The following is a 23,071-nucleotide window of genomic DNA, read 5'->3' on the forward strand; positions in this document are numbered from 1 at the left end:
ATTTGGCACCGAAACCACACAATGAATTTATAAAATGGTCAGTTTGAAAGTGCTTAACCTCGCTTGATTCATTAGTTCAATGAGTTTTCCAGAAAATCACATTTTTAGTGAAACTCTTTGAAAATCAAATTCAGGTCTTGTTGATTTGATGAACTTTAGTTCTATCTGTGTTCGCATTTCCTAGTCTGATTTTGATTTTCAAGTATTATATATTAAATGGCTAAATAAAAAAGCTGAGACTTTAATCCTTCTCAACTTTTTAACGGAATTGCCTTTAAAAAACAATCAGAGACTTAATCGCTTCTCGCTTATCCATTGCTTCATAGGCAGCTTGAATATCATCAAGGGCAAACGCTTTTGTAAAGACTTTCCCTGGATTGATTCGACCGGATAGAACAGCTTCCAGTAGGATTTCCTTGTCGAATGTGGTTACAGAAGCAATGCCACCTCGTAGCCCAATGTTCTTAAAGAAGAGCTGATTAGTGTTCATGTCTTCTTTTTGTGGAATTCCCACACGACCAATAACTGCTCCTGGACGTGCAATTTTTATGGCTGTGTCTACTGATTGCTCAGTACCGACACATTCTAAAATAGCATCGACTCCCGCGCCATCGGTCATCTCCATAACACGTTCAACAGCTTCATCACCACGTTCCTCAATAATATCAGTTGCACCGAATTCTTTAGCCAAAGCCTGACGATCAGGGTACTTGCTCATGGCAATAATACGTTTAGCTCCTAAAAGTTTAGCGCCAATAACACCACAGAGGCCGACCGCTCCATCACCCATAACAACGACGGTATCACCTTCTTTAACTTCTGCTGTCTTGGCTGAGTGGAAACCTGTCGCCATGACATCAGATAAGGTTAAGAGTGATTTCAATTGATCGTCTGAATAATCTTCAGGTTGACCGGGTATTTTTACTAAGGCCCAGTCAGCATTACGATAGCGCATGTACTCTGCTTGATAGCCAATAATAGGACCTGACTTATAATTTTGGCAGTTACCATCAAAACCTGCCTTACAAGCTGCACAGTAACCACATCCATGCGTAAATGGTACAACAACAAAGTCACCAGGTTTGACGTTCGTCACATCACTCCCGACTTCTTCAACAATACCAATTGCCTCATGACCTGCAAAAGTTCCAGATTCTTTGTGAGAAATCCCCCGATACCACCATAAATCTGAACCGCAAACACAGGCACGGACAACCCGAATGACCGCATCTGTTGATTCTTCAATCTTTGATTTTTCAGTTTCTGTTACCGTCATCTCGTACGGTTGTACAAAAGTAGCTACTTTCATAAGACACCTCTTTTCTTTTTAACATATTATACTCCTTTTTCAGTAACTATAATACTTGAAGCGTTCAGTTTTAGTTGACTGGATAAGTAAACAGAACCAGCATATGCCAGTTCTTCGAATGTAGCTAAACTTCTGAAAATTTGATAATTTAGGAAATCTTACAGGGAGATAGATAATATGGTCAAATGAATTAAACTTTTAAAAAAGCTCTTATTTCAGCGTTTTTAGGAGCTTTTCGGCTACAAAGAAAAAAGATTGAAGAAAATGTCCAAAATGAACTTTTTCTTCAATCTGAGAGAACCAGCACAAGCCAATTCTCCTTTGGAAAATAATGTTAAAATTGTCTATCCATTATCTTAAACAGGAAAGATACCAATTGTTCTGATTCGTCGGCAGTTAAGAGTTTTTGACTTTGCTCTTGCATTTTCCTTAGATAAGCTCTTATTAGTTGTTCTGTCTTTTCAAAGGCTTTGGTCTGTTCTAAGCGATTATAAAAGGTATTTAACTCTTCTTCCGACCATTTTTTTCTTCTATCTAACTGGAAATCTTTAACCATTTGATAATCAGCTTCTCTAGCAAATAAGAATGGTGCCGTATAGATTCCATTTTGAATATCCTGCATTCGAGGTTTGCCCGAATTTTTCTCATCAATTTGATAATCAATGAGATCATCACTAATTTGAAATGCCATACCAATTGATAGTCCTAAGTTATAGGCTAAACGGGATTCTCGCTTGGGGATTCCTTTTTCCCAAACACCCACTTGACAGGCTAGTGCAAAAAGCAAGGCAGTTTTACCTTTAATTTGCTTCAAATAAGCCTTCATCGTCATCTTATAGTCAAATTGGTTCATCAATTGTGCCAACTCCCCTGCAAGAATTCGCTCAATCACTTTATTATTTCCCAAAGCCTGATCTTCTTCGCCGACATCTAACAGTTTAGCAGCCTTCAATAAGAATCGATTGGCATAACTCAATAAATAGTCACCGGCATAAATAGCAATGCGGTTAGAAAATGTTTTATTCATCACTTGCAAACCACGACGGCTATCTGCATCATCAATCACATCGTCATGAATCAAGGTCGCTAAATGCAAGGTTTCAAGATAAGCAGCAAGGTAAAGTTTTCCTTCTGCAATGTGCCCCGTCTTGGATTGAGAAAGTAAGAGACATAAGCCCGACCGTAAATACTTTCCAGGGGCATCCATATAAGCAATAATTTTTTCTTTAACCTCTGGATGTATCACCGATAATTCAGAGATCATAATTGATTTGACAGATTCTAATCCTTTTTGAATCTCTGGGAAGTCATCCCAAATGTGATGTACCACGCAAAACTCCTTATCAATCGTAGAATAATCAGTTTTATCCAACTAACTTAAAAAGAAAAGTTATCTCAGGTTAGTCATTACAACTACCATAAGATAACCTTATTCTTATTATAGCACGGATTTTTGGGAAATCCTATGGCCTGTGTTAGCGTCTGTAGAGATGTTTTGGCTTACCGTAAATCCACTTATCAAGCAGGCGACCGAGCCATGGCATAATCCAGTAGTCAAGACCAAACGAACGTCCTGCTCCTGCCATCAAGGCAATAGCAACTGGAATGAACCAAACGTTTACCCAGAAGAACATTCCTGAAAGGCTGAACATGACGACAAAGGCTGCTGTTACAGCTGATACCAACCATACAAAGGCACCAACAATGAGAGCAAGACCAATCGCAATCTCAACACAAGTCATCATTTTCTGCATGAAGAGAGCAACTTCTTGGTTTGGCAACATGAATTTCATGATTGATGCAAACCAATCTGGCATTTCTTTCAAGACTTGCATTGGTTCCTCACCATAGGCATAGCTCAAGCTGAAGATTTGGTGGCTAGCCTCTGCAGTTGCTTGCGCTGCTCCTTCTGCTGCTTGAGAAGCTCCTGATACTGCTTCTGATGATGCAGCTGTCTCTGAAGCTCCTGAAGATGCTTCGGCTACCTGCTGTAACCATGGAAATGGGAAGACAACCTTGTCGCCAAACCATGACTGCGTTCCGAAAAGACCAAATGCCTTCTTAACCCCTTCAAACAACCAAACCGATCCGTAGAAGATGCGAAGTGGCACTAACCACATGCGGTTTCCCTTGCTTGATGTGTGACTACCAAACATGTTACGCCCATCTGCTACGTCAAAGAATTCATGACGCATGTAAGCTCCGATATTGTAAAAGCTACGGATGGTAAAGAAGTATAGAAGATTAGTGAAGTGTTTCATAGCACTTGCAATGAAGCCCGATACATGGTATTTGTCCATGACAAAGGCAACAGTGTACTTAGTACCAATAGAGACAAGGAAACCATCATATTTGCCTTTGAAGGCTTCTTTTTCACCACCACTAATTGCTGCGATAATATTATGCGCTGCAGTATGACCTGTTTGTTCAGCGGCTTGTACAATTTGAGGGACTGGACGACCTTCTTGGGAGCCATCTTCGTAGTACATCACATCACCAGCTAGATAAACATTTTCTTTTCCTTGAGCTTCCATGTATTGGTTGGCAACAAGGCGACCTGCACGCGCTTGTTCAATACCAAAGTTTGCTGTGTCTGTATTTGCTTTGACTCCAGCAGTCCAGATTGAGGTGTAAGTTGGGACAACACGACCTGATGAAAGATTCAATGCATCTTTTTCAACGCTTGTAACGCCATCTGCAAGAATCAACTCAACACCTTTTTTCTCAAGGTATTTACGGGCTTTAGTTTGTTCTTTCTCAGTTACCATGTTGAGGATGTTTGGCATTGCTTCAACAACCTTGAGTGAGAATTCTTTTGGATCAAGTTTGTAGCGTTTAGCTAAAATTGGTACCCAATCAATAAGTTCACCAATCATTTCGATACCAGTAAAGCCAGCACCGATAACAGTGAATGTTAAAAGAGCACGGCGTTTAGCTTCATCATGCTCACCCATCGCCTGTAAGCATGAGTTAACAATATGATCGTGAAGTTTTTCTGCGGCTTCGATTGACCAAAGCGTAAAGCCATTTTCTTTAACACCTGGTGTTCCAAAGTCATTGGCTTCACCACCCATAGCTAGGAGCAAGTAATCAAATGAAAGCGTTTGATGTTCAGCAACTACTTTTTTATTATCGTAATCAATCGATACAACTTTGTCTGTTACCAAGTTAACTTTTGGATATTTTTTAAAGATGCGTTGCAGATCGTATTTGATTGCTTCAGGTTCTACACGACCTGCTGCAACTTCGTGCAGTTCAGTCATATAAGTTTGGAAAGAATTTTTATCGATTAAGGTAATCGACACATCTTTGTCTTTTTTGTATTTTTTAGCTAATTGGCGAGCTGCAGTCACACCTGCATAACCAGCACCAACGACAACGATGTTTTTTGTCACAGCTAAATCCCCCTAATTTTTTATTCATAATACGTTTTCAATTATATCAAACTAATTAGTATTAAACAATAGACTTTGGAATTATTTTCACAAAATTTTAAAATAAGTTTTATGGTAAAATAGAATTATGACAAATTCCAATCGAAAATTAATGTTCATCACCATGCTCGTTGCTCAAGCAGTGGTTATTTCTTTTTTTGAACGTTTTATTCCTACTCCTTTTGCTTTTGCTCCAGGTGCCAAGCTAGGCTTTGGAAATCTCGTTACTATCATTTCCCTGTTTACTCTTCCTGTCAAAGATAATTCTAAAGTTGTTGCCTTCCGACTGCTTGTTTCCACCTTCCTTAGTGGAACTTTTTCCACCTTCTTATATGGTTTAGCTGGTACTATTTTAAGTTATCTCACCATGTTATTAATTAAGCAATTAGGACCCAAACGTGTTAGCATTATCGGTATTTCAGTTATGGGGGGAATCATGCATAATATCGGACAGCTAGTTGTCTTTGCCTTGATTGGGCAGTCTTGGTTAGTCTTAAATTATCTGCCAATTCTATCATTCAGTGGCATTCTCTCTGGTTTTTTCGTTGGCTTAACAGGAAATTATTTATTAACCAAGCTAAAACCACTCCGTGAATTTCAAGCATCACTTCCTGATGGTTGGCATGTTTCTTAAATTTTACCTGTCATAATACTGGTGAATTTCACTAATTTAGCGTAAAATGAAGTATAATAGCTGGAAAGGATGATACCGATGTCCACTCAATGGAAACAGTATCCCGACTTAGAAAATAATCTCAATAAAACCTGCCTTCTAATTGAAAAATCGATTCGAGTTCGTAATGACGATATAGAGTCTGCTCTCGTTACTCTGACCAACGCTGGAGGAAAATATCTCAGACCAGCATTTTTCTTTTTATTTACTAGTTTTGGATCTAAAAACCCAAAAACCGATCCTTCCCTAATAGAAATCGCAGCTTCCTTAGAAATCCTCCATATGGCAACGCTTATCCACGATGATGTCATTGATGATTCGCCAGTTAGACGTAGCACTGTTACCATTCAATCACAGTTTGGTAAGGACATCGCTGTTTATACTGGTGACTTTCTCTTCACTGTTTTCTTTGACTTGGTTCTAAATAACATGAATGGTTCCCCTTATATGGCTGTCAATGCCAAAACCATGAAAAAAATTTTGGTTGGCGAATTGGATCAAATGCAACTTCGTTATCGTCAGGACCAGAAAGTTCGAGAATACATCAGAGCCATTTCTGGTAAAACTGCCGCTCTCTTTCGTTTAGCTTGCCGTGAGGGAGCTTACTTCTCACATGCTGATAAAGAAATCATTCGTTTAGCAGGCCATATCGGTCATAATATTGGTATGGCTTTCCAAATTCTTGATGATATTCTGGATTACAGCGCTGATAAAGAAAGTTTTAATAAGCCTGTTTTAGAGGATTTAACAACTGGAGTTTATTCGCTACCACTACTACTGGCCATGGAAACAAACCCCTCAGCTTTCAAGGATTTACTTAATAAAAAAGAAAAGATAAGCCAAGCTGATATTGAGGAAGTCTCAAACTTGGTCCAGGAAAATCAAGGTATCGACAAGGCCAAAGAATTAGCACAGCGTTTCACCAACAAAGCCCTTGAAGATATTCATAAACTACCGCGTAACAAAGAACGAAAAATCCTAACACGATTAACCAAGGAACTCCTAAAACGAAGCATTTAAAAAAGATGTTGGACATATTGTCCAGCATCTTTTCTTATCGTGTTATCCGTCCATCATCTACTGCTTTCAGATGGGCGAATCTTTGGTTAGTTGACAACAAGTCTTGGGGATTGCCATCCATGATTAGTTGACTTTGCTCCAAAAAGATGACGCGATCAACCTTTTCAATCCCTTTCAAATGATGGGTAATCCAAATAACTGTTTGTCGGTTCAAAGCAGACATGATGGTGTTAATAAGCCCCATCTCTGTAACAGGATCAAGACCTACGGTCGGTTCATCAAGAATAACAATTGGCGTTTGTTTGAGCAATATTCGTGCTAAAGCTAAACGGTGACGCTCTCCTCCTGAGAATCGAAGACCTGCCTCATCCACTTGCGTTGCCAATTGATGAGGTAACTTAGCAATCATTTCTTTCAAGCCGACCTGCTCAAGAACCTGCCAGATTTTTTCTTCGGAGGCGTTGTCATTGCCCAATCTCAAATTGTTCAAAATGCTTGTATTGAATAAATAGGGATTTTGTTGCATAATACCAATCTTATCAGCGATAGCATCACCAAACTCAGCAGTTTCAATACCAGCCAGCGTAACACTTCCTTGACTGGCTTTTAAATCACCTCTGATAAGACTAGCTAAGGTTGATTTCCCTGTACCACTGCGTCCAAGAATAGCCACTTTTTGACCTTGTGGAATAGTCAAATTGATATCCTTCAAAATAAGCTCTGAACTATCTTGGTAATAGAATTGCAACTTAGAAATAGCAATATCAAGCGCCTCATCCGCCAGTTTTTTAGATAACTTTTCTTGATCCACCGCATCATCCAAATCATTTAGTCGAGTGATGGAATCATGATAAATGACCGTTTCTTGACTAGCTGCTGATAAACCAGCAAATGCGTCTGCCAATGGAAAGATAGCCAAAACAAAGGCGGCAACCCAGTTAGCCATGCCACCATGGTTGCCAGGGAAACGGTAACTAGCCCATGCTAGGACGAATACTGCCACAAGACCAAAGATAACTTCAAAAAGAAGATTTCGCTTTCGGTTAAAGCGTTTAATCTTTTCCTGAATATCTGAGAGGTCGGCTTGGCTGGCTTCATGAAGTCTGACATAATCTTCCCCGCGTTGGCTAAATATCCAATCAGAAATGCCGAGAACATTATCCGTCAATTCACGATAAAGGTGATTTTTGATGTCTTTTTCTCTGGTCTGCCGAGCACCATTTAAGACTAATGAATAAATCGGCATGACAACTACTAAAAGCCCAAACAAGAATAACATGACTAAAGCAAACCACCAGGAGAAATAACCTAATCCAAGAATGATAAAGGCATATAAAAGCCAGGCAATTAGTGTTGGAAAGACAGTTCTCAAATACAGATTTTGCAGGTGATTAATATCTTCAGCCAAAAGACCGAGCATGTCACCCAAACGAAAATCTTTCTTGATGAAAGCTGCGCGTTTTTCCAGTGACTGATAGAGTTTTAATCGTAGCTTAGACGTGATTTTCAAAACCCAGTTGTGGCTGGTTAAACGTTCTAGATAACGAAACAAGGGGCGACTGATACCAAATGCACGTGTCAAGACAATAGGGATATAAACCAAGAGGATATTACTTGGCATAGAGGCTGATTTGGAAATCAAAAGCCCTGAGACAAACATGAGTGCTGCACCACTAAAGAGGGTTATAAATCCTAAGAAAAGCGCTAGGTAAAACCAGTTGCGATATTGCTTGAAAAAAGGCTTCACCCAGTGGTCATTTTTTAAAGATTCTAAAATTGACAATTTAAACATCTTGACCACCTCCCATTGCTGTTACGAGTTGATATAATTGCCCATTTTGAGCCAATAAGTCTTCATAGACACCTTGTTCTACTAGTTGACCATCATTGAACACAAGAATATCATCCATATCATTCAACCAATGCAGACGATGGGTCGCTAGGAAAACCAGTCGATTTTGGAAAAGTGGCAAGATTTTCTCCTTCAACTCCAATTCTGTTTCAATATCCAAATGTGCTGTTGGTTCATCCAGAATCATGATACGCCGTGATTTATCCAAAAAAGCACGAGCTAGGGCAATGCGCTGCGCCTGACCACCACTAAGTGGGCGAGAACCGCCACCAATCATGGTATCTAAGCCGTCAGGTAACCCTTCTACAAACTCTTCCAAACCAACGACTCGAATAGCTTCTTGAATGTCTTCTAGAGTCGCTTCTGGCGTATAAAAGGCAATATTAGCTTTCAAGCTAAGGTCGAACAGATACGGTGACTGCGGTATGTAAATAACTTGTTTTTGCCAACCATCTTGATTAAGGTTGGGCACTTCTTCTCCATCAATAAGGATTTCTCCTGCTGGCTTATCTAAAAAGCCACTGATTAGATTGATTAGACTGGATTTACCAGAACCACTCATCCCAATCAGACCCACAGTTTTAAAGCCTTTAACCTGATAAGAAGTTCCTTCAAGAATTGTTTTATCCTCGTAGGAGATAGCAATATTTTCTAATGACAATTGACTGCTTGCACTCCAAGTATCGATAGCCACTTGTTGCCCACGGATGCTGTCTTGGTTTAAAATCTTTCCGATGGCTTGCATGGCATTTTTACCATCCAAGGTTGCATGGTAGTCACTTGAAAAATCACGCACGGGCAGGAAGTATTCTGGTGCTAAAATCAAGACTGTTAAAGCTGGCAAGAGGTCAAATTCTCCCTTAATCAGACGTAAACCAAGAAAAACAGCTACGACCGCAATTGATAGAGTTGTAAAGAAATCCAGCGCAAATGTTGATAAAATCCCAATTCTCAAGGCACTCATGGTCGCCTTACGAAAGTTTTCACTGGTCTGATAAATACTGTTGCCATAGCGCTTTGAGATACCTAAGAATTTAAGCGTATCAATCCCTCGAAGCGTGTCAAGAAAATGATTAGATAAGACTTGATAACTTTCATACTGCTTATCAGCGCGTGCTTGGGCAGCCAGCCCTAGAATAATCATAAAAATGATAATGATTGGAAAGACAATGAGTAAAGTAAGACCAGATTCCCAATCCAAAAGAAATACAAAGGCTAAAATAATCCATGGAATGATACTCATGTTAATCATTTTGCTGAGAATGAGGTGAATATAATTCTCAACCAAATCAATCCCATCAAGAGCCATGGTAATAGTATTTCCAGTTCCTTCTTTCTGAACGATGACAGGACCTAAATCAAATAATTTCTTCAGAAGTTTTTGGCGCATCAGTTTGGCTTCTCTCGCTGAAAAATCATCTAAAATGTTATCTTTAAAAAAGGTCATGACATGTCTACCTAAGTGGCAGAGGAAAAAGAGAATAATCCAGACGATTTGCTGCTTTAGAGGATTCCCCTCCCAGACACGAGTGATAGATAAACTCAAAAAATAAGCTTGTCCGATAATAAAGAAAGCTTGCAGGATGTCTAATCCAACAAGCAGTCCAACAATCTGTTTAAAGCCAGACAAGCGAGTTAAGGCTTTATCAAACATTAATAATGGCCTCCAGTTTTGACGGTCGGCAAAGTAACACGTTTTCTAAAAATATAATATGACCATGCCACATAGGCTAATACAAAAGGTACAAGCGTTAAGGCAATAACAGACATGACTTTTAGCGTGTATGGCGATGATGAAGCATTTTCAATCAATAAATCAAATTTTGAACTTGTTGAACTAATCATGACGCGTGGGAACAAGCCTTGGAATAAAAGCACTACGACTGCAATCAGAGTAAAGCCACTTGATAAAAAGGCAGTCAATTCTTTCTTCATAAAGACACAAAAGTGTGCAATAACTGTCAACACAACAATCAAGAGAACCAAAAGACTAGTCAACAAAGTATGTCTTTGGAAAAAGTCTGTTTGGAAAAAGAGTAAGATAGCAAAGACAACAAGACCAAGATACAGTACCCAGTAAAACAGTGAGGCATAGTTACGAGCGCGCTCACGAACTGGTCCTTCTGTTTTAAGGGAAATATAGTTTAAACCATGAAGGTAGGAAAGTAAGGTTACAGCGACACCACCAACAACTGAGAAGACGTTAACATAATCTGTAAAACCAGCACTTGCATTACCCGCAGCATCCAATGGTATCCCTTGTACCAGACTAGTGAATAATAAACCAAAGAAGAACGGTACCATAGTTGAACCAATGGTCAGGGTCCAGTTCCAAAGATTTTTTTGTTTTGGATCACAGTTAGCACGAAATTCGAATGAAACACCACGAATAATCAACCCAACAAGGATAAGTAAGAGGATAAGGTAATAACCACTGAAAAGTGAGGCGTACCAGTATGGGAAAGACGCAAACATGGCACCACCCGCTGTCAAGAGCCAAACTTCGTTACCATCCCAAACAGGACCAATGGTATTAACAATTTGATCTTTTTCTTCTTCGTTATGAGCTAATGACTGAACAGACATTCCAACTCCAAAGTCAAATCCTTCTAAGAAGAAAAACATTGAAAAGAGTAAACCGATTAGGAAAAACCAGAAAAATTGTAAACCTGACATTAATATACTCCTTTCTCAAATGGATCAATACTAGATGGACTAGATAAGGTGATTTCTTGATGCTCAGGACCATGTTTTAGCTCACGAATGATAAAGGTGACCATAGCTGCTGCCAAACCGCTAAACAGCAAGAAATAAATAATATTAGACGTTAAAAGTGATGCTACCGATACGTTTGGCGATACACTTTCTTTGATAGTAAAGAGACCGTAAACAGTCCAAGGATAACGTCCGTTTTCGGTTATAATCCAGCCAAAGCTATTTGATAAGAATGGCGCAAATGTCGTTAAAGCAACAATCCAAAGCATCCAATTTTTTTCAAATAGAATTGGTTTCTTTTTACGAGTTAACCAGAGACCAACAACAGAAACACCAAGCATCAATGTACCAAAACCTGCCATGATACGGAAACCGTAAAAGAGTAGGTTAACCATTGGGAAATAGTCACGTTCGCCATATTTTTCGATTAACTCTTTATTGGCTGTTTCCATACCTTTTACAGCACCTGATGGTTTACCATAAGACAGAATTGATAGCATGTAGGGTACTTTGACACCAAAGACCTGTTTATGCTCTGCTTCATTTGCCCAGGCAACAACAGTCCAAGCAGCAGGATCACCAGAATCCTCATAATCACCTTCCATTGCGGCAAATTTCATCGGTTGATCCTTGAGGAGAGCTTTCATTTGTAAATCTCCAGCTCCAAGAACGGAAATCGAACCAACCAAAGCAACCAGCAAGCCAATACGAAGTGATTTTTGGTAAAGTTTTTGGACAGAATCAGTTAAGGTATCACGTTTTAACAAACGAAAGGCAGCCATACCGGCAACCACAATACCACCCATAGTAATAGCACCAGTAATAACGTGCGAAAACTCATAGAAGAATTGAGGGTTGGTAATAAGCGCAAAGAAATCCGTCATCTGTGCACGACCATTTTTTACCGTGTAGCCAACTGGGTGTTGCATAAAGCTATTGGCAACCAGAATCCAAAAAGCAGACATGAGTGACCCAAAGACCACTAACCAAATAAAGCTAGCATGCAACTTTTTACTAATCTTTGGATTATCCCATGTGAACATCCAAAGCCCCAAGAAAGTTGACTCAAGGAAAAAGGCTAAGAGTGCTTCAACCGCCAATGGTGCGCCGAAAATATCTCCGACAAAACGAGAATAATCAGACCAGTTCATCCCAAATTGGAATTCCTGAATAATTCCCGTAACAACACCCACTGCAAAACTGAGTAACATGATGTTTCCCCAAAACTTGGCTAACTTCTTGTACTCCTCATTTTTTGTGACCACGTAACAAGTTTCCATGACCGCAACCACAATCAATGTCCCAATACTAAAAGGTACAAAGAAAAAGTGAAAAACAGTTGTCATGGCAAACTGGAAACGTGCTAAAGTTTCAATTGTCATAAAATCCCTCCAGGGAAAAATTTAATAAACGTTTTACGTTAAGAAATCCTTTTTCCTGTGGGATTTCCCAACGTTTTCCTATACAATATTTTACCTTATTAATGGTAAAAATCAAAGCGACCTTTGGCCAAAAGTTCTTTTAAACCGCCCATATCAACAAGTGATTTGTCAACGATAACTTTTTTCATTGCTGAAGCTGGATAACCTTTAAGAGACTTCGTGCCAACTTTACCTAGACCATGCGTATTACCAATTGAGGCAACTGTACCTTGCTCATTATAAGTAAAGGCTTCTGTTGCTTCGCCTTTTAATTGGTGAGCCAAGTTTTTAGCTGTATGTTTACCCATTTGAGTTGCGATTTGAGCTGTCGTGGGGTAAGGACGGTCATTTTCAGGATTCATAAAGGCAGAAACGTCACCGATAACATAAACATTTTCGTAATTTGGATGACGTAAATCAGATTGAACAACTACACGACCACGGCGTTGAGCAAAGCCTGATGTTTCCATAACATGACTGCCGCTGACACCAGTTGTCCAAACAATTGTTCCAGCTTCTACAAACTTGGTTGTATCATCGTCTCCTTTTGTGTAAACAACTTTTCCTTCTTGGATTTCCTTAATTTTGGCACCAAGCATAAGAGTAATATGACGTTTTTCCATAACGTCCATTGCGTATTGCGCCATGTCACGATCAAACATCGGGAGGATACTGTCCATTGCTTCTACACAAGTGATGGAAATTTCTTCTGGTTTAACACCAGCAATTTCAGCATAACGTTTTCTTTCATCAGCAAAAGCTCCCGCCAACTCGATACCAGTAAAGCCGGCTCCACAGATGAGCAGTTTCAAAAGATTGGCGTCTTTTGTTTCGCGGTATTTTTTCATCATTGATAGAACGTGTTCGTATACTTGGTTAGCTGTGTTAATATCAACCATTTCAAGAGCATTATCTCTAACACCTTGAATACCGAAGGTTTCCGAACAAAAGCCAAGTGAAATAACGAGATAATCATAAGACATGCTACCTGTTTTTTCTAACTGGATTGTTTTAGCGTCACAATCAATTTTTTCTACATTATCTTGTAAGAAAGTTACTTTTTTAGTATCAATAACATCAACAATAGGAAATGAAATTTTATCTGCATGGTGACTACCAGATGCTACTTCATGAAGCTCAGTGGCTTCATAGTGGTATGAATTGCGATCAATCAAGGTAATATTGAAATCTCCTGATTGTTTTTGTAAATCACGTACAGTTTTGAGACCGGCGTAACCAGCTCCTAGAACGACTACTTCTGTCATTTGAGACTCCTTCTAAAAAATAAGACCAATTGAATAGGTTAGCACAAGACAACTAGCTCCCAACGCTAAGATGCGAATAGCACAAGGAAAAGTTTCAATCTTGATCTGTTTTTGCCACAATTGTTTACTCTGTCCGTAGATAAATGGAATGAGTAGCAGGGTTAGTAAAACACTTAAGGGGGCTAAACCAAAAAAGTATTGACATACTATAGATACAAAAGCTAATACATTTGCCATACTAAATAGGATTAAGGCTCCTCTTTTACCTGTATAATGCACTAAAGTATAGCGGTGATTAGCTTCGTCTTCTTCCAAATCACAAAGATTATTTGCCAACATAAGGTTAGCAATCCAAAGTGTATTAGGAAGTGAAATTAAAGCAATGTTACCTAGTTCCTTCAACTGCCATGAAAACACTTGATAAGTATTTAAATACACACAAATAAGCGTAATCATAAAACCCATGGTAAAACCAGAAAAGATTTCACCTAGAGGAAGACTTGATAGGGGTTTGGGACCTGAAGAATAAAAGATACCGACAGCATAGCAAAATCCACCCATCACTAAGAGTGGCCAGCCAACTTGTGTAGCCAAATAGAGACCAATAAGAAGAGATGAAGTAAAAAGAACAAACATCAATCGTTTGATCGTCTTCAAAGAAAGGTTCTCTCTCCCAATAATATTAGTTTGCTTTTGGTATAAATCATCCTTGGCATTAAGATAGTCATTGTAATTATCCCAAGCATCCACAAACATATTGAATAAGACCATTGATATAAAATACAAGAAGACTAGGTCAATATGAGTGCTGTCATAGTAATAGGACGAAAAACAAAGACCGATAAAGAAAGGTAGGATACTAGCTGTTTTGGCTTTAATTTCGACTAATTCCAGAAATATGGGGAAAGTCAAGCAAGATACCTCCAAACTAAAAAGTTTTTCAAACACTATTATTATATAGGAATCTATGTATATTTAAAGTAAAACGACCTAAAATTTCACAAAAATAGTGATTTTTTAACTAGACGATATAGTATTCAAATACTTATCATAAACCATAAAAAATCCAGAACTTTTAAGAACTGGATTTAAGGATATTTTATTTATTTTTTGCGTTTTTTCTTAGCTTTTTTGATTTTATTAGCTTGACGTTTCATCGCCTGTTTCATCATAAATGAACCAGCTTTTCCTTTAATTCCACCGCCAAACATTTGACTCATATCCATATCACCACCAAATGCTGACAGGTCGGGCATGCCGCCTTTTCCCATCATTCCTTCAAGAGCAGACATATCCATACCACTCATATCTGGCATATTCTTAGGTAGGTTATTGGGATTAATACCCATTTGACGCATGGCTTTTTCCATGTCTCCAGACATGACACCTTGCATCATTTGTTTTGCCTGATTAAAGTCTTTAATGAACTTATTGACTTCCACAAAACTGTTACCCGAACCAGCGGCAATACGACGACGACGACTTGGGTTTAAAAGGTCTGGATTTTCACGCTCTTCTGGAGTCATTGATGAAACAATGGCACGCTTACGAGCAACTTGTTTTTCATCAACTTTGAGATTAGCTAAGGCAGGGTTCCCAGCCATCCCTGGAAGCATCTTCAAGAGATCTTCCATAGGCCCCATATTTTGAACTTGGTCAAGTTGGTCAATGAAATCGTTGAAATCAAAAGTGTTCTCACGCATCTTCTCAGCTAATTCCATGGAACGTTTCTCATCATATTCCTGACTAGCTTTTTCAATTAGGGTGAGCAAGTCTCCCATCCCCAAGATACGACTTGACATACGATCTGGATGGAAGGTTTCAATGTCAGTAATTTTTTCACCCGTACCGGTGAATTTAATTGGTTTACCAGTAATTTCTCGAATAGAAAGTGCCGCACCACCACGCGTATCACCGTCAATCTTAGTTAGGATAACACCTGTGATGTTTAATTGTTCGTTAAATTCACGCGCGACATTGGCAGCTTCTTGACCAATCATTGAGTCAACAACTAAGAGAATCTCGTTTGGCTGTGCCAAAGCCTGCACATCACGGAGCTCTTGCATCAAGGTTTGATCAATCTGCAGACGACCAGCTGTATCAATAAGAACATAGTCATTATGATTTTGACGGGCTTGCTCAAGACCTTGCTTAACAATCTCTACTGCCGATGTCTCAGTCCCCATATCGAAAACTGGTACATTGATTTGGCTACCAAGTGTTTTCAACTGGTCAATAGCTGCTGGACGGTAAATATCGGCAGCAATCATCATAGGACGAGCGTTTTCTTCCTTGATTAATTTATTAGCCAATTTACCAGCGAAGGTGGTTTTACCTGCCCCTTGAAGACCAGCCATCATGATAATGGTTGGAATCTTAGGTGATTTTTCAAGTTCAGCAGTCTCTGAACCAAGAATTTCAGTTAATTCCTCATTAACAATCTTAATGATTTGTTGGGTTGGATCAAGTGTATCAATGATTTCCTGACCAACTGCACGTTCACGAATGCGCTTGATAAAGGTTTTCACCACCGGTAGGGCAACGTCTGCTTCAAGTAGGGCAAGACGAATTTCCTTGGTGACTTCCTGAACCTCTTTCTCAGAAAGTTTCTTTTTCCCACGAATATTTTTAAAGACGCCCTGCAAGCGTTCTGTTAAGCTTTCAAAAGCCATTTTAGTCATCCTCTTTCTTACTTATTAGTCAAAATGATAAGGCTAAAAATGCCCAAATCAATCTCTATTATCAATGCTACTTAGGATAGCAATCTTTTCTTGTAAATACTCATCATCAGCATATCTCTGTGTGATTTCATCAAAAATTTCATTACGAACAATGTAATCAGAATACATATGAAGTTTCATTTCATAGGCTTCTAAAACTTTCTCAGTTCGTTTGATATTATCATAAACCGCTTGGCGACTGACACCGAACTCTTCTGCAATCTCAGCTAAACTGTAATCATCAGCATAATAAAGCTCTATATAGTTCATTTGCTTGTCAGTTAGAAGGGCTGCGTAGAATTCAAAGAGAGCATTCATACGATTGGTTTTTTCAATTTCCATAAAGTTTATTTTACCACAAATTCAAGGCTAGTGACTAGCTTCTAGGATGTATTAAGACAATTCTGCTAGTTATTTTCTAAATAAAATTCAAATCGATCGCCAGCATACTGACTACGAACATACTCAAAGGGCTGTCCATCAATAAGGTAAGAAACCTGAGTCAAGGCTAAAATAGCACTACTTTCTTTGATTTCTAAATAATCAGCTACCTGAGCATCCGCAACTTTGGCTGAGATGGTTTGCTGGCTCTTACCAATTTCGTAACCATGTGCGGTTATCGTTTGAAAGAAATGTTCTGTAATATCCGTTTTCTTAAAATCCCTAACCAATTTTTCAGGAACACTGGTCACCTCGAACAGGACAGGAATCTGGTCAGCGTAACGAATTCTCTCCATTCTGATGATGTAGGAGTGAGGTTTGATATTGAGATGCATTGCTTCTTGCTCATTTGGATGGCTTCTCTCATACGAAATCAATTTTGTTGAAGGAATTTTTCCTTGCGACTTGATGATTTCAGTGAAACTGGTTGTACCCCGCATCTTCTCTTGGACACGGCTGCTGGCAACAAAAGTACCACTTCCCACACGTCTCTCTAAAATACCTTCTTCGACTAAAAGAGTTACAGCCTGCCTCAAGGTCATCCTGCTCACTTCAAAATGTTCAGAAAGATCACGTTCACTTGGAAGTCGTTGACCAATTTTCCATTTTCCTTCATCAATTCCTTTTTTGATACTGTCGTGAATTCTTATGTAAGCCGGTATCATGCACAACTCCTTTATTATTTTTCAGTATTCTTTCTTTTTATTTTCCAACTAAAACATCTATACCAATAGTTTATCATATTTTCTAATAAATAAGATATTTTTTAAGAGAAGAAATCATAATAAATCGAAGATGAGTGATTCTTTTATTTTTTGAAGAAAGCTAATGCTAAACTTAGGCAATTGTGCTAGAATAAATTAACTAATGTCCATGTGACGTAAAAAAGGAAGGTAATCATGACTGACGTTTCACTTTTGAATGATGTTCAAAAAATCATTGTCCTTGACTATGGTAGCCAGTACAACCAGTTGATTGCACGTCGTATCCGTGAATTTGGAGTCTTTTCAGAATTAAAGAATCACAAAATCACAGCTGCTGAAATTCGTGAGATCAACCCGATCGGTATTGTTCTATCTGGTGGTCCTAATTCTGTTTATGCCGATGATGCTTTTAGTATCGATGAAGAAATCTTTGAATTAGGGATTCCAATTCTTGGTATCTGTTACGGTATGCAGCTTATCACCCATAAGCTCGGCGGTAAAGTTGTTCCTGCTGGTGATGCTGGTAATCGTGAATACGGACAATCACACCTTCGTTTAAAATCAAATTCTGAACTTTTTGCTAACACACCTGAACAGCAGCTTGTTTTAATGAGTCATGGTGATGCAGTTACAGAGATTCCGCAAGGTTTCCACCTAGTTGGTGACTCCGTTGATTGTCCATATGCTGCCATGGAAAACACCGATAAGAAAATCTATGGTATCCAGTTCCACCCTGAAGTTCGTCATTCTGAATACGNAAACGACATGCTCCGCAACTTTGCTATGAATATCTGTGGTGCTAAAGGTGACTGGTCAATGGATAACTTCATTGATATGGAAGTTGAGAAAATCCGTGAAACAGTTGGAGATAAAAAGGTTCTTTTAGGACTTTCTGGAGGGGTTGATTCATCCGTTGTTGGGGTGCTCCTTCAAAAAGCAATTGGCGAGCAATTGACGTGTATCTTTGTCGACCATGGACTTCTTCGCAAAAATGAAGGTGACCAAGTTATGAACATGCTTGGGGGCAAATTTGGCCTCAATATCATCCGAGTTGATGCTTCTAAACGTTTCCTAGACCTTCTTTCAGGTGTTGAAGATCCAGAGAAAAAACGTAAAATCATTGGCAATGAATTTGTCTATGTCTTTGATGATGAGGCAAGCAAACTTAAAGGTGTTGATTTCTTAGCTCAAGGAACGCTTTACACTGATATTATTGAATCTGGTACCGAAACGGCTCAAACCATCAAATCACACCATAACGTTGGTGGACTTCCAGATGACATGCAATTCCAATTGATTGAGCCTCTTAACACACTCTTCAAAGACGAGGTGCGTGCTTTGGGAACTGCTCTTGGAATGCCTGATGAAATCGTTTGGCGTCAACCATTCCCTGGACCAGGACTTGCTATCCGCGTCATGGGAGCTATTACCGAAGAAAAATTGGAAACTGTTCGTGAATCAGATGCCATTCTCCGTGAAGAAATTGCCAAAGCTGGTTTAGACCGTGATGTATGGCAATATTTCACAGTTAATACAGGGGTGCGTTCTGTTGGTGTGATGGGAGATGGTCGTACTTACGACTACACCATTGCTATCCGTGCTATTACTTCTATTGATGGAATGACAGCCGACTTTGCACAACTCCCATGGGACGTTCTCAAGAAAATCTCAACACGTATTGTCAACGAAGTAGACCACGTTAACCGCATCGTCTACGACATCACAAGCAAACCACCAGCTACCGTTGAGTGGGAGTAGTTGTAGGAGAGCCAGAAATCCTTGTTTATCAAGGGTTTCTGGCTCTTCTTATTTTTTTACTGCACTTTTATTGCACTTTTTTCATTTCTTTGTTTCGCAAGTAGTCTACAGTAAATTGATTCTTTGGTGAAGTATCATAATTTTGTTTTGCTTCTTTAAAGGAAATGGCTCCATTTAATTTGTTAGCTACCTCAAAATTACTGTTAGGATAAAGATGTCCATACGTTCCTAAAGTCGTCTCAATATCTTCATGTCCTAAACGGTCTTTAATGATGAGTGGGTTTTCTCCCATACTGATTAACAAGGAAGCATGCGAATGCCGTAAACCATGAATTCTGATTCGATGAATACTAGCCAGCTTAGCATAGCGTTCAATAGCATGTGCTAGCGTATGTTTTTGGGTAGGAATACCGTTATAGCTCATTACAAAGTCTGTCTGAATTAGATTTTGTTGTGCTTTCTTCCATTCGGATAGATAATTTAGAGTACATTCATCTAATACAATATGACGAACACTCGCCTTTGTTTTTGGTTCAACAAATCTATAATCCGATTGATTCTTGTAATAAAGTGTTTTGTTGATGGTTAGTACTCCAGAGTCAAAATCAATATCTTCCCATTGAATGGCAGTAGCTTCACCAATTCGCATTCCAGTCATAAATAAAAACCACAGAGAGATAAATAAAAAGTGTTGATAGTAATCTTCTTTATAAATTAGAGAGATTACTTTTTCAAATTCTTCTTTTGTCCAAAATTCAATTTTAGACTTTTGCTTTTTCACATTGCCAATAATCTTAGATGGATTTGTGGTGGTTATCCCAAGGACAATTGCTCGATCCATAGCAACTGAAAATAGTCCTTGAACAGCTCTCACATAAGAAGACTTACATTTCTTTGATAATTTTAGTTGCCAATTTTGCACATCAATAGGCTCAATATCGGAAACAGCCATTTTATCAAAATAAGAGAAATGTTTCTTAATAGTTGGTAAGCGATTTTCATATGTTCTGAGCTTTACCTGTGTCTTATACCATGGAAGAAAAATTTCAAAGATATAATGATTAAACGTCATTTTATCCTTATTCTCACTTAATTCTTCTGGTTTCATCAGTAGTAGTTTTGAATATTCTTCTCTTGCTTCTTTTTTAGTAGTGAATCCACTACGATATTTTTGAATTTTTTTTCCTTTAGAATCATAACCTAGATTTGCACGAAAATAATAGGTTCCATTCTTTGCTTTTTTTATTGGGTCTTTAACCATAGTTTTTACTCCTTACTGTGCAAAAACTACTCAGACCTGTTTTCATTTGAAAACCGAATTCCTAGAATTTCTTCAACAGCTTCACGAGGGACTCTATCTAACTTTCGAGATTGATAGTAGGTATGCCCTTTTGTAATCATCAATTCTTTTGCTTTTTTTATGATGTCTGCTGAAAAAGAAGTTCCATATCCTAGCTCAACTAAATCTTTTTTTGTGACCGTTATCATTATTACTCCTTTCCCATTATAGGCTAGGAAAACTCCAATATTCACCTATAATTATATCAAATATTTTTATGATAATACATTGACAAGAGAAGAATATCCCAGCAATCGAACAGCTCTAGCAAAGCTCACGGGCATTTCACCCCTGCATGATTTTCATGTAGCCGTACCCATTGTCTGCGACGCTACTAACGCTCGGACTGTGGCTATACGGGAGTATCATTATCACGATAAGAAAGTCATGGCAACAATCCTGCTAAAGATTGTTTACGAAGTTTTAACATGAATCGCTCGCTATCTTCATAGATCATGGCGTGTTAGTTCGTTGGCTCTTTTCTTATCGAAACGTATTCGATTGGCTTTATTCAATTGTCAAAGAACGTTTGGCTTGTTAGCCTATCAAAACATACTGAACATACAGTAGGCTTTGATGGAATAACAAACCTCCCAAATCGGGAAGCGTGGAACGGTTCAACACGCTTCCACGAAAAAATGAGATTATTTAATTTCGAACGCTAAAATCTTGGTGATGAGTTTTGTTTCCATTCTGCCACGTAGGGTTTCATCAATAACCATATGAGAATTGCCATATTCGTCTGTCATGCGACGCAAAGAACGTTTTGAGGTATACCCTCGATAATGTTTAACAATCTGATTAATTGCTTCCACGTCGCCATCTGTCGCCTTTACAATGAGGGGGAAGGGAACCCTTGGATAGGCTGTTTTCATTCTTTACACTCCTTCATGAATTCTTTAATCATGGCTAGTCCACTTATTCGATGACGATAAACTGTTGAACGATTTACATTTAGTAATTCTGCAATTTCCACATCACTCATATCCATAAAATAATGAAGTAAAATGATGTTCCGCTTGTTCTCTGGAAGGTGGCGTAAGGCTTCGCTTAACAAATCACTTTCAACATTGATTCTTAATCCATACAATGTGAATAGTTGAAAATCAGTGACATACGTATCAACCGTAGAAAAAGAGGTGACAAGGTAGTTATCTATTTCAGAAAATGAAACTTCTTTTTTGGACAGTCTGCTTAGATGTTTGAAATAATCTTTCCGTTCATCTTCAATGGCTTGTTTGCAGATATAGTCAAACTGATTTTCTATGGTTTCTTGAAAAGAAGATGGTTTCATGTTTTTCACCCCCTTTCTGTCGTGAAAGGGAGTGGCATGTACTTCTTTATCTCCCTTCATACTAAGTCCCGACACGAAAGGGGGATTTGTTGCATAAGTGAAGAAAAATCTTAAAAGATATTCACGAAGTAGCCAAAAAAACACATAAACAGATTGTTTTCTCTGTTCATGTGCTTCAATTGTTCTGTCTATACGATTTGTAAAACCACATTGATGGTCATATTTATCTAGTGTAGGTGGGTAAGTTTTTTTGATAAGAACCTAATTAAGAGAATTAGATAGTGACGTATCTTTTTCATGGCGACTGTGACCTCCATTCAGTCGCCAATTTTATCTACTTTTTAGCAGCATAACTAAATTTTATATAGTTGTATGGGTAAATAAAATCAGCGACCTTTCTATTTGAGATTGGATTTATCACATTCATAAGCATAATAGCGCTCTTAAAAGAACTCATAAACTACATAACACGTTTTTCTATACCTGTTTCCACTTGGATAGGAACAGTAAAATGTATAGAGGTGGTCTACTATGCGTAAAAAAGAAGATAAATATGATTTTAGAGCCTTTGGTTTAGCCATTAAAGAAGCTCGATTGAAACGAGGTTTAACTCGTGAACAAGTGGGAGCATTGATTGAAATTGACCCACGGTACTTAACTAATATTGAAAATAAAGGGCAACACCCCAGCATACAAGTTCTTTATGACCTTGTATCGTTACTTCATGTTTCCGTTGATGAATTTTTCTTACCTGCTAATAACTTGGTAAAAAGCACCCGACGATTACAGATAGAGAAATACATGGATAGCTTTACAGACAAAGAACTATCCTTAATGGAATCTTTAGCCAGCGGTATCAACGAAGCAAGAAACATCGAAGACTAATTAAAAGAATCCATACATAACGGAAAGAGCCGATAAAATGAGATTGTATTAATCTCATTTTATCGGCTCTGCGTCTTTGCGTCTGGCTCTGTAATCACAGTTACTTTGAACTGCTTTATTTCAATTAAATTTTCTTGTCTGCATTTCGGACAATAGAGGGGGAATTTTTTTAATTCAGTATCTTCCCTTATCTTTAATCGTGTTTTATTTCCACATACAGGACACAATATCCACTTGTAGT

21 protein-coding genes are annotated in these 23,071 nt (G+C 38.5%); 4 read left to right on the forward strand and 17 right to left on the reverse strand.

Features of this window, described 5'->3' with window-relative positions; all coding sequences use genetic code 11:
* Positions 1 to 274: 274 nt before the first annotated feature.
* From A3IA_RS0100685 to A3IA_RS0100695, 3 genes are all read right to left on the reverse strand, one after another.
* A complete protein-coding gene (locus A3IA_RS0100685; protein ID WP_018379446.1) occupies positions 275 to 1,309 on the reverse strand; it encodes a zinc-dependent alcohol dehydrogenase family protein in 1,035 nt (344 codons plus the stop codon).
* A 334-nt stretch (positions 1,310 to 1,643) separates the two neighbouring features.
* Positions 1,644 to 2,639, reverse strand: coding sequence for a polyprenyl synthetase family protein (locus A3IA_RS0100690; RefSeq protein ID WP_018379447.1), 996 nt, complete (start codon positions 2,637 to 2,639; stop codon positions 1,644 to 1,646).
* Between the two features lie 145 nt (positions 2,640 to 2,784).
* Positions 2,785 to 4,704, reverse strand: coding sequence for an NAD(P)/FAD-dependent oxidoreductase (locus tag A3IA_RS0100695; protein ID WP_018379448.1), 1,920 nt, complete (start codon positions 4,702 to 4,704; stop codon positions 2,785 to 2,787).
* A 127-nt stretch (positions 4,705 to 4,831) separates the two neighbouring features.
* Here A3IA_RS0100695 and A3IA_RS0100700 point away from each other — a divergent pair, with 127 nt between their 5' ends.
* Positions 4,832 to 5,377: a Gx transporter family protein gene (locus A3IA_RS0100700; protein WP_026217480.1), complete on the forward strand. Its 546-nt coding sequence runs from the start codon at positions 4,832 to 4,834 to the stop codon at positions 5,375 to 5,377.
* Between the two features lie 78 nt (positions 5,378 to 5,455).
* A complete protein-coding gene (locus A3IA_RS0100705) occupies positions 5,456 to 6,436 on the forward strand; it encodes a polyprenyl synthetase family protein (RefSeq protein WP_018379450.1) in 981 nt (326 codons plus the stop codon).
* Between the two features lie 34 nt (positions 6,437 to 6,470).
* Here A3IA_RS0100705 and cydC read toward each other — a convergent pair whose 3' ends face one another.
* The 9 genes from cydC to A3IA_RS0100750 all read right to left on the reverse strand — a co-directional run bounded on the left by cydC (position 6,471) and on the right by A3IA_RS0100750 (position 17,515).
* Positions 6,471 to 8,228 carry a thiol reductant ABC exporter subunit CydC gene (cydC, locus tag A3IA_RS0100710; protein WP_018379451.1) on the reverse strand — a complete coding sequence of 586 codons (1,758 nt, stop codon included), beginning with the start codon at positions 8,226 to 8,228 and terminating at the stop codon, positions 6,471 to 6,473.
* A complete protein-coding gene (gene cydD, locus A3IA_RS0100715) occupies positions 8,221 to 9,942 on the reverse strand; it encodes a thiol reductant ABC exporter subunit CydD (RefSeq protein ID WP_018379452.1) in 1,722 nt (573 codons plus the stop codon). The genes cydC and cydD overlap by 8 nt, the downstream gene beginning before the upstream one ends.
* On the reverse strand, positions 9,942 to 10,964 hold the full coding sequence (cydB, locus tag A3IA_RS0100720; protein WP_018379453.1) for a cytochrome d ubiquinol oxidase subunit II: 1,023 nt from the start codon (positions 10,962 to 10,964) through the stop codon (positions 9,942 to 9,944). Before cydB ends, cydD begins: the two co-directional genes overlap by 1 nt.
* Positions 10,964 to 12,385 (reverse strand): cytochrome ubiquinol oxidase subunit I, encoded by a 1,422-nt coding sequence (locus tag A3IA_RS0100725; RefSeq protein ID WP_018379454.1) that lies wholly within the window; start codon positions 12,383 to 12,385, stop codon positions 10,964 to 10,966. Before A3IA_RS0100725 ends, cydB begins: the two co-directional genes overlap by 1 nt.
* Before the next feature lie 98 nt (positions 12,386 to 12,483).
* Complete coding sequence (locus A3IA_RS0100730) at positions 12,484 to 13,689, reverse strand: NAD(P)/FAD-dependent oxidoreductase (RefSeq protein WP_018379455.1); 1,206 nt, start codon at positions 13,687 to 13,689, stop codon at positions 12,484 to 12,486.
* Between the two features lie 12 nt (positions 13,690 to 13,701).
* Positions 13,702 to 14,601 (reverse strand): prenyltransferase, encoded by a 900-nt coding sequence (locus tag A3IA_RS0100735; protein WP_018379456.1) that lies wholly within the window; start codon positions 14,599 to 14,601, stop codon positions 13,702 to 13,704.
* 191 nt (positions 14,602 to 14,792) lie between these two features.
* Entirely contained in the window at positions 14,793 to 16,361 is a 1,569-nt protein-coding gene (ffh, locus tag A3IA_RS0100740; protein ID WP_018379457.1) for a signal recognition particle protein, read from the reverse strand.
* Between the two features lie 57 nt (positions 16,362 to 16,418).
* Positions 16,419 to 16,751 carry a putative DNA-binding protein gene (locus tag A3IA_RS0100745; protein WP_018379458.1) on the reverse strand — a complete coding sequence of 111 codons (333 nt, stop codon included), beginning with the start codon at positions 16,749 to 16,751 and terminating at the stop codon, positions 16,419 to 16,421.
* A gap of 65 nt (positions 16,752 to 16,816) precedes the next feature.
* Entirely contained in the window at positions 16,817 to 17,515 is a 699-nt protein-coding gene (locus tag A3IA_RS0100750; RefSeq protein ID WP_018379459.1) for a GntR family transcriptional regulator, read from the reverse strand.
* Positions 17,516 to 17,749: 234 nt separating this feature from the next.
* Between A3IA_RS0100750 and guaA the strand changes: the two genes are divergently transcribed.
* Positions 17,750 to 19,312 (forward strand): glutamine-hydrolyzing GMP synthase, encoded by a 1,563-nt coding sequence (guaA, locus tag A3IA_RS0100755; RefSeq protein ID WP_018379460.1) that lies wholly within the window; start codon positions 17,750 to 17,752, stop codon positions 19,310 to 19,312.
* A gap of 67 nt (positions 19,313 to 19,379) precedes the next feature.
* Here the strand turns inward: guaA and A3IA_RS0100760 are convergent, their stop codons facing one another.
* The 4 genes from A3IA_RS0100760 to A3IA_RS0100775 form a co-directional block, all read right to left on the reverse strand.
* Positions 19,380 to 20,573 (reverse strand): site-specific integrase, encoded by a 1,194-nt coding sequence (locus A3IA_RS0100760; RefSeq protein ID WP_000237798.1) that lies wholly within the window; start codon positions 20,571 to 20,573, stop codon positions 19,380 to 19,382.
* Positions 20,574 to 20,599: 26 nt separating this feature from the next.
* A complete protein-coding gene (locus tag A3IA_RS0100765; protein ID WP_000633909.1) occupies positions 20,600 to 20,800 on the reverse strand; it encodes a DUF3173 domain-containing protein in 201 nt (66 codons plus the stop codon).
* 495 nt (positions 20,801 to 21,295) lie between these two features.
* Entirely contained in the window at positions 21,296 to 21,526 is a 231-nt protein-coding gene (locus A3IA_RS0100770) for a helix-turn-helix domain-containing protein (protein WP_000845144.1), read from the reverse strand.
* Positions 21,523 to 21,945, reverse strand: a complete 423-nt coding sequence (locus A3IA_RS0100775) for an RNA polymerase sigma factor (RefSeq protein ID WP_000804878.1) — start codon at positions 21,943 to 21,945, stop codon at positions 21,523 to 21,525. The genes A3IA_RS0100770 and A3IA_RS0100775 overlap by 4 nt, the downstream gene beginning before the upstream one ends.
* 531 nt (positions 21,946 to 22,476) lie before the next feature.
* Here A3IA_RS0100775 and A3IA_RS0100780 point away from each other — a divergent pair.
* Positions 22,477 to 22,830 (forward strand): helix-turn-helix transcriptional regulator, encoded by a 354-nt coding sequence (locus A3IA_RS0100780; protein ID WP_001227347.1) that lies wholly within the window; start codon positions 22,477 to 22,479, stop codon positions 22,828 to 22,830.
* A gap of 59 nt (positions 22,831 to 22,889) precedes the next feature.
* Here the strand turns inward: A3IA_RS0100780 and A3IA_RS12380 are convergent, their stop codons facing one another.
* A complete protein-coding gene (locus tag A3IA_RS12380; RefSeq protein ID WP_000336323.1) occupies positions 22,890 to 23,057 on the reverse strand; it encodes a cysteine-rich KTR domain-containing protein in 168 nt (55 codons plus the stop codon).
* Between the last annotated feature and the right edge of the window lie 14 nt (positions 23,058 to 23,071).

It is taken from the genome of Streptococcus thoraltensis DSM 12221 (genome assembly GCF_000380145.1).
GTDB lineage: Bacteria > Bacillota > Bacilli > Lactobacillales > Streptococcaceae > Streptococcus > Streptococcus thoraltensis.

Excerpts from the sequence above, each read along its gene's own strand:
- ffh (WP_018379457.1), bottom strand. The coding sequence starts at position 16,361 with ATGGCTTTTGAAAGCTTAACAGAACGCTTGCAGGGCGTCTTTAAAAAT.
- A3IA_RS0100775 (WP_000804878.1), bottom strand. The coding sequence starts at position 21,945 with ATGAAACCATCTTCTTTTCAAGAAACCATAGAAAATCAGTTTGACTAT.
- cydD (WP_018379452.1), bottom strand. The coding sequence starts at position 9,942 with ATGTTTGATAAAGCCTTAACTCGCTTGTCTGGCTTTAAACAGATTGTT.
- cydC (WP_018379451.1), bottom strand. The coding sequence starts at position 8,228 with ATGTTTAAATTGTCAATTTTAGAATCTTTAAAAAATGACCACTGGGTG.
- A3IA_RS0100750 (WP_018379459.1), bottom strand. The coding sequence starts at position 17,515 with ATGATACCGGCTTACATAAGAATTCACGACAGTATCAAAAAAGGAATT.
- A3IA_RS0100760 (WP_000237798.1), bottom strand. The coding sequence starts at position 20,573 with ATGGTTAAAGACCCAATAAAAAAAGCAAAGAATGGAACCTATTATTTT.
- A3IA_RS0100725 (WP_018379454.1), bottom strand. The coding sequence starts at position 12,385 with ATGACAATTGAAACTTTAGCACGTTTCCAGTTTGCCATGACAACTGTT.
- A3IA_RS0100745 (WP_018379458.1), bottom strand. The coding sequence starts at position 16,751 with ATGGAAATTGAAAAAACCAATCGTATGAATGCTCTCTTTGAATTCTAC.
- A3IA_RS0100700 (WP_026217480.1), top strand. The coding sequence starts at position 4,832 with ATGACAAATTCCAATCGAAAATTAATGTTCATCACCATGCTCGTTGCT.
- A3IA_RS0100765 (WP_000633909.1), bottom strand. The coding sequence starts at position 20,800 with ATGATAACGGTCACAAAAAAAGATTTAGTTGAGCTAGGATATGGAACT.
- A3IA_RS0100780 (WP_001227347.1), top strand. The coding sequence starts at position 22,477 with ATGCGTAAAAAAGAAGATAAATATGATTTTAGAGCCTTTGGTTTAGCC.
- A3IA_RS0100770 (WP_000845144.1), bottom strand. The coding sequence starts at position 21,526 with ATGAAAACAGCCTATCCAAGGGTTCCCTTCCCCCTCATTGTAAAGGCG.
- A3IA_RS0100730 (WP_018379455.1), bottom strand. The coding sequence starts at position 13,689 with ATGACAGAAGTAGTCGTTCTAGGAGCTGGTTACGCCGGTCTCAAAACT.
- cydB (WP_018379453.1), bottom strand. The coding sequence starts at position 10,964 with ATGTCAGGTTTACAATTTTTCTGGTTTTTCCTAATCGGTTTACTCTTT.
- A3IA_RS0100685 (WP_018379446.1), bottom strand. The coding sequence starts at position 1,309 with ATGAAAGTAGCTACTTTTGTACAACCGTACGAGATGACGGTAACAGAA.
- A3IA_RS0100705 (WP_018379450.1), top strand. The coding sequence starts at position 5,456 with ATGTCCACTCAATGGAAACAGTATCCCGACTTAGAAAATAATCTCAAT.